The 6,933-nt window shown below is 69.1% G+C and carries 9 protein-coding genes and 1 tRNA gene; 6 read left to right on the top strand and 4 right to left on the bottom strand.

Going from position 1 to position 6,933, the window contains the following annotated elements; genetic code table 11:
- Positions 1–29 precede the first annotated feature (29 nt).
- A complete protein-coding gene (locus AC08OJ_RS17355) occupies positions 30–455 on the bottom strand; it encodes a DUF3618 domain-containing protein (protein ID WP_476596276.1) in 426 nt (141 codons plus the stop codon).
- 429 nt (positions 456–884) lie between these two features.
- On the opposite strand from AC08OJ_RS17355, the gene AC08OJ_RS17350 reads away from it, so the two are divergent.
- The 4 genes from AC08OJ_RS17350 to bcp all read left to right on the top strand — a co-directional run bounded on the left by AC08OJ_RS17350 (position 885) and on the right by bcp (position 3,614).
- Positions 885–1,658, top strand: coding sequence for an SCO family protein (locus AC08OJ_RS17350; RefSeq protein ID WP_476594245.1), 774 nt, complete (start codon positions 885–887; stop codon positions 1,656–1,658).
- Positions 1,655–2,221: a DoxX family protein gene (locus AC08OJ_RS17345; RefSeq protein ID WP_476594246.1), complete on the top strand. Its 567-nt coding sequence runs from the start codon at positions 1,655–1,657 to the stop codon at positions 2,219–2,221. Before AC08OJ_RS17350 ends, AC08OJ_RS17345 begins: the two co-directional genes overlap by 4 nt.
- A complete protein-coding gene (locus AC08OJ_RS17340; protein WP_476596275.1) occupies positions 2,205–2,993 on the top strand; it encodes a DsbA family protein in 789 nt (262 codons plus the stop codon). Before AC08OJ_RS17345 ends, AC08OJ_RS17340 begins: the two co-directional genes overlap by 17 nt.
- A 129-nt stretch (positions 2,994–3,122) precedes the next feature.
- A complete protein-coding gene (gene bcp, locus AC08OJ_RS17335) occupies positions 3,123–3,614 on the top strand; it encodes a thioredoxin-dependent thiol peroxidase (protein WP_476594248.1) in 492 nt (163 codons plus the stop codon).
- Positions 3,615–3,697: 83 nt separating this feature from the next.
- On the opposite strand, the gene AC08OJ_RS17330 is transcribed toward bcp, so the two are convergent.
- Positions 3,698–4,216 carry a hypothetical protein gene (locus AC08OJ_RS17330; protein WP_476596274.1) on the bottom strand — a complete coding sequence of 173 codons (519 nt, stop codon included), beginning with the start codon at positions 4,214–4,216 and terminating at the stop codon, positions 3,698–3,700.
- Between the two features lie 366 nt (positions 4,217–4,582).
- Between AC08OJ_RS17330 and AC08OJ_RS17325 the strand changes: the two genes are divergently transcribed.
- Positions 4,583–4,663, top strand: a tRNA-Leu gene (locus AC08OJ_RS17325).
- 313 nt (positions 4,664–4,976) lie between these two features.
- On the opposite strand, the gene AC08OJ_RS17320 is transcribed toward AC08OJ_RS17325, so the two are convergent.
- Together AC08OJ_RS17320 and AC08OJ_RS17315 are read right to left on the bottom strand one after the other, a co-directional pair.
- Entirely contained in the window at positions 4,977–5,375 is a 399-nt protein-coding gene (locus tag AC08OJ_RS17320) for a recombinase zinc ribbon domain-containing protein (RefSeq protein WP_476596273.1), read from the bottom strand.
- A 147-nt stretch (positions 5,376–5,522) separates the two neighbouring features.
- Positions 5,523–6,209 carry a recombinase family protein gene (locus AC08OJ_RS17315; protein WP_476596272.1) on the bottom strand — a complete coding sequence of 229 codons (687 nt, stop codon included), beginning with the start codon at positions 6,207–6,209 and terminating at the stop codon, positions 5,523–5,525.
- Positions 6,210–6,331: 122 nt separating this feature from the next.
- Here AC08OJ_RS17315 and AC08OJ_RS17310 point away from each other — a divergent pair, with 122 nt between their 5' ends.
- Positions 6,332–6,907, top strand: coding sequence for a hypothetical protein (locus AC08OJ_RS17310; protein WP_476596271.1), 576 nt, complete (start codon positions 6,332–6,334; stop codon positions 6,905–6,907).
- Positions 6,908–6,933 lie beyond the last annotated feature (26 nt).

The raw sequence follows: 6,933 nt of genomic DNA, 5'->3' as shown, positions 1-6,933 counted from the left end.
GGAGCGGCCCAGGCGGGCGGGGTGGCCGCTCACCCGCGCCAGGACGACCGGCGGCGACGGCGACGGCGGATCCCACCCACCAGGAGCAGCACACCTCCACCGACGAGAACGACCCGCTCCCAGCGCACCACCCGAACCACAGTGGCGCCGCCGGAGGGTCCGGGCACCGCCCTGCCGTCCAGGGCACCCCCGGTCAGCGTGCCCGCATCCCCCCGCCGGGCCAGACCATCGGCTCCGACGCCGGCTCCCAGTTCGGGAAGCGCGGGCCCCGGGCCGATCCCGAGGACCGGACCGTACCTGTGGCGCAGTTCGGCGGTCTTCGCCCGCAACTGCACCTGGGCCCGCTCGGCGACGCGGCGCAGGCTGACGATCTCCGCGATGGAATCGATCGTCTCCGCCAGTTCGGCGCGGGTCTCTTCGATCTGTTGCTGGATCACGGCCGGGTCCTGCGGCACCGATGTCGCCCTCTCGTCCGTTGCGAATGGCGGACGCGCTCCCGCGGCTGGCGTCAATCGGCGTCGATGGACGCCACGGACATCTCCGTCGGGTGCGACCGGCCTGCAACGATCGTGCCAGACACATCACCGCCCGGCGAGACCAAACGGCCAGTGGCGCGACACGTCACGCGGGCGCACCGACGCACGACGTCTCGCCCCGTCCGATCCCGGTCTCCGTACCGCGCAGATGGCGCCGCGGGCGGAAGCGACCGCCCACCGAAATCCGTCCGGCGGGACATTACGCTGAACGCTGTGCTCGAGGGCCAGCGGTAGTCTGGCCCGGGTGGGCATCGCCCGGGCGACTCCCACCGTTAGCACCTGCTGCGGTCAGACGGACACGTTTTCCGTGGCCCCGGTCCGTCCTGCCCGGCCCTGTCCTGGAGCGTCATGTCCCTGGTCCACCATCCTCGTCACGACACGGGTTCCCGTCACGGCGCCGGTTCCCCGCCCGGGCAGTTCCCCCCGTCGCGCTCCCCGCGGCGCCGTCCGGCACTGGCCGGAACCATTGCCACGGTCCTGGTCGCCTCCTCGATGGCGCTGCTCACCGCCTGCGCCGGCTCGGGAACCGACACCGGAGTGAAGATCGTCGATACGGGGAACGGAGGCGACAACGGCGGCCTGCACGGCACCGTCCCGGCCAGGAGGCTGGCCAAGCCGGCCCTCAACCTCACCGACACCGACGGCCGTCCCCTCGACCTGCGCGCACGCACGCAGGGAAAGATCACCATGCTGTTCTTCGGCTACACCCACTGTCCGGACGTCTGCCCGACCACGATGGCTGACATCGCGTCGGCACTCGGCGAGGTGAAACCGGACGTGCGTGACCAGGTGACGATCGTCTTCGTGACGACCGACCCTGATCGGGATACGGAGGTGGTCCTCAGTCGTTGGCTTAAGCAGTTCAACGCAACCTTCATCGGCGCCCGCGGTCCGTTCGACCGGATCCGTACCGAGGCCGAGGCCCTGGGCGTTCCCCTGGAGAAACCGGAGGTCCAGACCGACGGCTCCGTTCTGGTCACCCATGGCGCCCAGGTCATCGTCTTCTCTCGGGATGACAGGATCCGCGCGCTGTACCTGGCGGGGACCAGCGTCCAGGACTACATCGACGACCTGCCCAAGCTGACCGCCGAGCGGTCCGGATCAGAAGAAGCACGGACTTGAATCCGATCACCTACAGCCTTGTCACCCCCATGCAGCCGGCCAGTCGCGCCGTCTCCACGGTGTTGCGCCTCGGCCTCGGCGTGGTCTGGCTGGTCGCCGGGCTGTTGAAGGTCAACGACCCGGACGGGATGGTGCGCTCCGTGCGGGCGTTCCGCATCCTGCCCGATGCCCTCGTGCAGCCGATCGCGTACGGCGTCCCGTTCCTGGAGATCGCCCTGGGGATACTGCTCGTCGTGGGGCTCGCCGTGCGGCTGTCCGCCGTCGTGTCCGCGGTGATGTTCGCCGTCTACATCGCAGCGATCGCGTCGGCCGCCGCCCGGGGGCTGCGGATCGACTGCGGCTGCTTCTCCTCCGGGGGTGATCTCGCTGCCGATGCCCCGACGCACTACACCTCCGAGCTGATCCGCGACAGCCTGCTGCTCGCCGCCGCCGGGCTGCTGGCCTGGCGGCCGAGCGGCTATCTGGCGGTGGACCGCCTCCTCGACCAACCGGTGAACGATCTTTCCGGGAGTACCGCTGATGGCTTCGAAGTCGAAGAAGACACCGTTGACGACCGGCGGTAGGGCCCCGGGCGGCGGCGCCGCGAGGCCCGACGCGACCCCCCCGGCAGGTGGGGGCAAGGCGGCCAACGGACAGGAGCGACGGGCCAAGGCCGCGGCGGCGCGGGCCGCGGCGGCAGCGCGGGAACGGCGACGGCAGCGCGGCATCATCACCGGCGTGGTACTGGCCGTTCTCGTCCTGGTCGGCGCGATCGGCTTTGCCGTCCAGAACTCCCGCGAGGAGTCGAAGCCGGTGGTCCTGCCGGCGAGCGCCACCGGCACCGATCACGGCATCGTCGTCGGGAAGGCGTCCGCGCCGGTCACCGTCGACATATACGAGGATTTCCAGTGCCCCATCTGCGGGACACTGGAGAAGACAACCGGGCCGACTATCGACAATCTCCTCGACGACGGAAAAATCAAGATTGATTATCACATGATGTCGTTCATCGGGCCGGAGTCGAAGCGGGCGGCGAACGCGGCGGCGGCAGCCGCCAACGAGGGCAGGTTCCGGCAGTTGCACGATGTGCTGTACGCGAACCAGCCCGAGGAGCGCACCGGCGGCTTCACCAACGACACGCTCATCACGCTCGGGGCGAAAGCGGGGCTGACCTCGCAGGCGTACCGGAAAGCGGTCAACGAGGGGACCTACGACGGGTACGTCGCCAAGGTCGACGAGGACGCATCGAAGGCCGGCGTCACCGGCACGCCGACCGTCTTCGTCAACGGCAAGCGGCTGTCCGGGGAGCAGCTCACCCCGGAGGGCTTCCGCGCGGCGGTCGACGCAGCAGCCTGAGCAGATGGGGGACCAAGACACGGTCCATGGTGCACAGACCGTGCCCTGGTCCCCCGAATCTCGCCACGTTGGGGATCTGTCCGCTGGAGGGTTTGCCGTCCTGCGCAGGCCACGGCTACTTTTCGGACCATGACTGAGACTGCCAACGCCGCCCGTCTGGTCCCCGGCGACGTCGCACCCGACTTCACCCTGCCCGACTCCGAGGGGAACGAGGTGTCCCTGGCGTCCTACCGGGGACGGCGGGTCGTCGTCTACTTCTACCCGGCCGCGTCGACCCCGGGGTGCACGAAGCAGGCCTCCGACTTCCGGGACAGCCTCGCCCAGCTCGGCAACGCCGGCATCGACGTGCTCGGGATCTCTCCCGACAAGCCCGCCAAGCTGGTGAAGTTCCGCGACGCGGAAGCCCTGACGTTTCCGCTGCTCTCCGACCCGGAGCGGAAGGTGCTCGCCGCGTACGGCGCCTTCGGTGAGAAGACAATGTACGGGAAGAAGACCGTCGGCGTGATCCGCTCGACGTTCGTGATCGGCACGGACGGCACGATCGAGGTGGCGCAGTACAACGTCCGCGCGACCGGTCATGTCGCCAAGCTGCTGCGCGACCTGGGCCTCGCCGCCGCCTGACCGGGACCGTCCCTGAGGCGCCTGGCCGGCCCATCCCGCAGGCTTCGTCGATCGCTTCGTCGATCGCTTCGTCGACGGCTTCGTCAGCTCGCCGGTCGCAGATCCCAGCCCAGCAGCACGTTCTCCGGACGGCGCGGATCGACCAGCACGGGGATACGACGCGGGCGGCCCGACGAGGCCGTCGCCGCCTCGCTCAGGTCGATGTCCGGGTCGGGAAGGACCGTGCTGCGCACCACCGGGTACACGTTGCCCCACGCGCCGGGGCGTTCGATGAGCAGATGAACCTCGGCGACCGGCCGGCCGTTCACCCGCAGGCCCGTGTCACGGACCGCGCAGACGGCCGCGGTCGTCGCCCGACCGATGTCGATGAGCTTCAACGCCCGGTTCCGTTCGAGGAGGGCACGCTGGGCGGCGTGGCGGGGACCGGGGCCGACCAGCCGTGGGGCCTCGTTCCCGGCCTCGGCCTCGGCCCTGACGTTGGCCTCGGCCCTGACCTTGGTCGGCGGGCTCTCGACCTGTGCCGGTGCCTCGCCGGTGGGCGGAACGTCGGCGGGGGGCGGAACGCCGGCGGGGGCGAAGCGCGGGACCTCCGTGAGGGTCATATGAATCGTCTCCCAGCCGTCCTGGCCAAACCGGCGCGAAACAACCCTGCCGCCGGTCGGATGCCCGTGCGAGTCAGGCTGACGACAACGGCCCTCTCACGGTTGTCGTCCCGACGACCGTGGGACGAGCCTCGGTGACCGGCGGCGTGAGCCCTCTGGACTGCCGATATCTGTCCGGCCTGGCGTCCGCCAAACCCGGCCGATACCGGTGAACCCCGTGAATGGCCCAATACGAAGGTTCGTGGCCGGGCTGGGGCAGCCTCCAGGCTGTCCACGGCTGTCCACGGTCCTGGTGAGGATGCGGGGCGTGACCCGGCGGGAGGCGGGGCGCCCCCCAGGTGAGGCGATCGCTACTCTGGAGGTCGCGCGGGAGTGGCGGAATGGCAGACGCAGCAGACTTAGGATCTGCCGCCTTCGGGCGTGGGGGTTCAAGTCCCCCCTCCCGCACCCGGGTATTCATTGCGCGAACCGTTCCCTTCGGGGCTGTTGTGGCTGGTGGGTGGGCTGCGACGGTGGTCAGGGTGAGTGGCTGGTCGTCGTCGGGGTCGGGTTGTGGGATGCGGAAGACGGGTATGAGCCGGTCGGTTCCGCTGATCTTGAATTCAGCGACGAGTGCTTCGATGAGTGCTTTGCGTTGCTGGTTGGTGCCGGTCTTGATGACGATCGTGGTGTTCACGGCGATGGCGTCGAGATCGGCCGGGGCGGGTGTGACGGGTTCGCGGGCGATCTGATCGGTCAGTTCGCTGTGGCGGTGGCGGAGCTACTTCTGCTGGGTGCGGAGTTTCGCGAGGCGTTCCCCGATGGTCTCTTCGTCGAGGGTGCCACGTTCGAACGCGGTGAGGTAGCGGTCGATCGCCCGGTCGGTCTGGGCGAGTTCGGTGTCGACGGTGGCGAGTTCGGCGCGGAGGTCACCGCGGGCGTTGCGGTGGGCCTGCTGGGCCGTTTTGACGGCGTCGGCGATGAGGGTGTGCTGCTCGCGGTAGAAGCCGGCGAGGGCTTCGAGGACGGCGTGGTCGATGGCGTCGGCGTCGAGTCGGGGGGCGTCGCAGCGGTCGGAGCCGTAGCGGTTGCGGGTGAAGTAGGGGTAGTAGCGGTATTTGCGGGTGCGGCCGGTGGCGCGGGTACCGAGCATGGTCTTGCCGCAGCGGGGGCAGCGCATGCGGCCGGTGAGGTGGTAGTCGGAGGCGTTGGAGGCCCGGCGGGAGTGGGCTTCGCTGCGGGCGGTGAGCAGCCGCTGGGCTTCGTCGAAGGTGTCCCGGTCGATGATCGGCTGGTGGGTGTCGCCGACAACGATGTCGCGGAAGGATTACTCGCCGAGGTAGACGCGGTTGTCGAGGTAGCGCAGGACCTGGTGGCCGGTCCACTGGTTACCGCTGCGGGTGCGGTGTCCACGGTCGTTGAGGGTGGTCGCGATCGCGCGGGCGCCGAGCCGGCGGCGGGTGTAGAGCTCGAAGATCGCCCGGATGATCGCGGCTTCGGGTTCGTAAGGGATGAGGGTCCAGGTGGGCTTGTCGACGTGGTAACCGTAGGGGGCTTGGGTGCTCATCCAGCGACCTTCGCGGGCTTTGCGTTCCATCCCGGCGACGACGCGGTCGATGATGGTGTCGCGTTCGAACTGGGCGAACATGGCCAGTATCTGCAGGAGCATGCGGCCCATCGGGGTGGAGGTGTCGAACGGCTCGGTCGCCGACCGGAAGACGACCTCTGCCTCGTCGAGCTCTTCCAACAGTTGGACGGTGTCACGCAGGTTGCGGGAGAGCCGGTCGATCCGGTAGACGAGCAGGACGTCGATGAGCCCGTTGCGGGCGGCGGCCAGGGCGCGGTGGAGGTCTTTGCGGTCGGTGCTGGCGCCGGAGATGTCGTCGGAGAAGCGTAGGGCGATCTCCCAGCCGGGGTGAGCGTCGAGGAACGCACGGATCCGGTCGTGTTGGGCGTCGAGGGAACCCGGCCCGGCGGCGTCGGGCCGGTGCCGCTGGTAGACGGCGACCCGCAACGGACCAGGTGGGCTGGCGGCGGGCTGACGCCGCCAGGGCAGACGTGGGCATTAAGGAATACGGGGGGCTGTGCGGCTGGTTGGGTCCGGGCCCCGGATGATCCTCTTGGGGGACGATGCGAATGGACTTCGCCGGGGCCGAAACGGGGGCGATGGCTCACCCACCCGCACGGCTGGCACATCCATCGCCGGGCGGTGTAGGGCGGTCTTTCGGCCTGCTCGTCATCCTCCTAGGCTGGGCCGCGCTCGTCGGCTGCGGTTCCGTGTCCAACGTGCTGTCGGGCTCCGACGCGGCGGTAGATTACACCGAGCTGCTGGGCAGGTCGACGCGGGACGCGAACGTCGTCGACTACACGACCCGGAACGGCTGCGAGATCTATGGGCTCCAGCGCCAGTGCCGGGCGGCGGGGACCATACTTTTCAACACCGACGCAGGCCGGATCCACCAGGTCAGGCTTTTCGGTCCGGGTACAGCGGGCACCGGTGTCTATCAAGGTGAACTGCCCGCCGGCCTGGAATGGAGCGACACCCACGCCGAGGTCGTGGCCAGACTGGGACCACCCGCAGGCGTCTATCCGGAGACCGCGTCCACGCTGCCGTATGCGGACTACAGCTCCAACCAGGAGATCTTCGTTGTCACGTACAACCGGGGATCAGATGGCACCATTCATGACCTACAGCCTGGTGAACGTGTCTGAAGGACCTGTGTTGAGAAATGTTCCTG

The sequence above is a fragment of the Frankia sp. CgKIO3 genome (assembly GCF_977946435.1).
This window is presented reverse-complemented; position numbering and strand designations above follow the sequence as displayed.

Excerpts from the sequence above, each read along its gene's own strand:
- AC08OJ_RS17330 (WP_476596274.1), bottom strand. The coding sequence starts at position 4,216 with ATGACCCTCACGGAGGTCCCGCGCTTCGCCCCCGCCGGCGTTCCGCCC.
- AC08OJ_RS17310 (WP_476596271.1), top strand. The coding sequence starts at position 6,332 with ATGGACTTCGCCGGGGCCGAAACGGGGGCGATGGCTCACCCACCCGCA.
- AC08OJ_RS17350 (WP_476594245.1), top strand. The coding sequence starts at position 885 with ATGTCCCTGGTCCACCATCCTCGTCACGACACGGGTTCCCGTCACGGC.
- AC08OJ_RS17320 (WP_476596273.1), bottom strand. The coding sequence starts at position 5,375 with ATGCGCTGCCCCCGCTGCGGCAAGACCATGCTCGGTACCCGCGCCACC.
- bcp (WP_476594248.1), top strand. The coding sequence starts at position 3,123 with ATGACTGAGACTGCCAACGCCGCCCGTCTGGTCCCCGGCGACGTCGCA.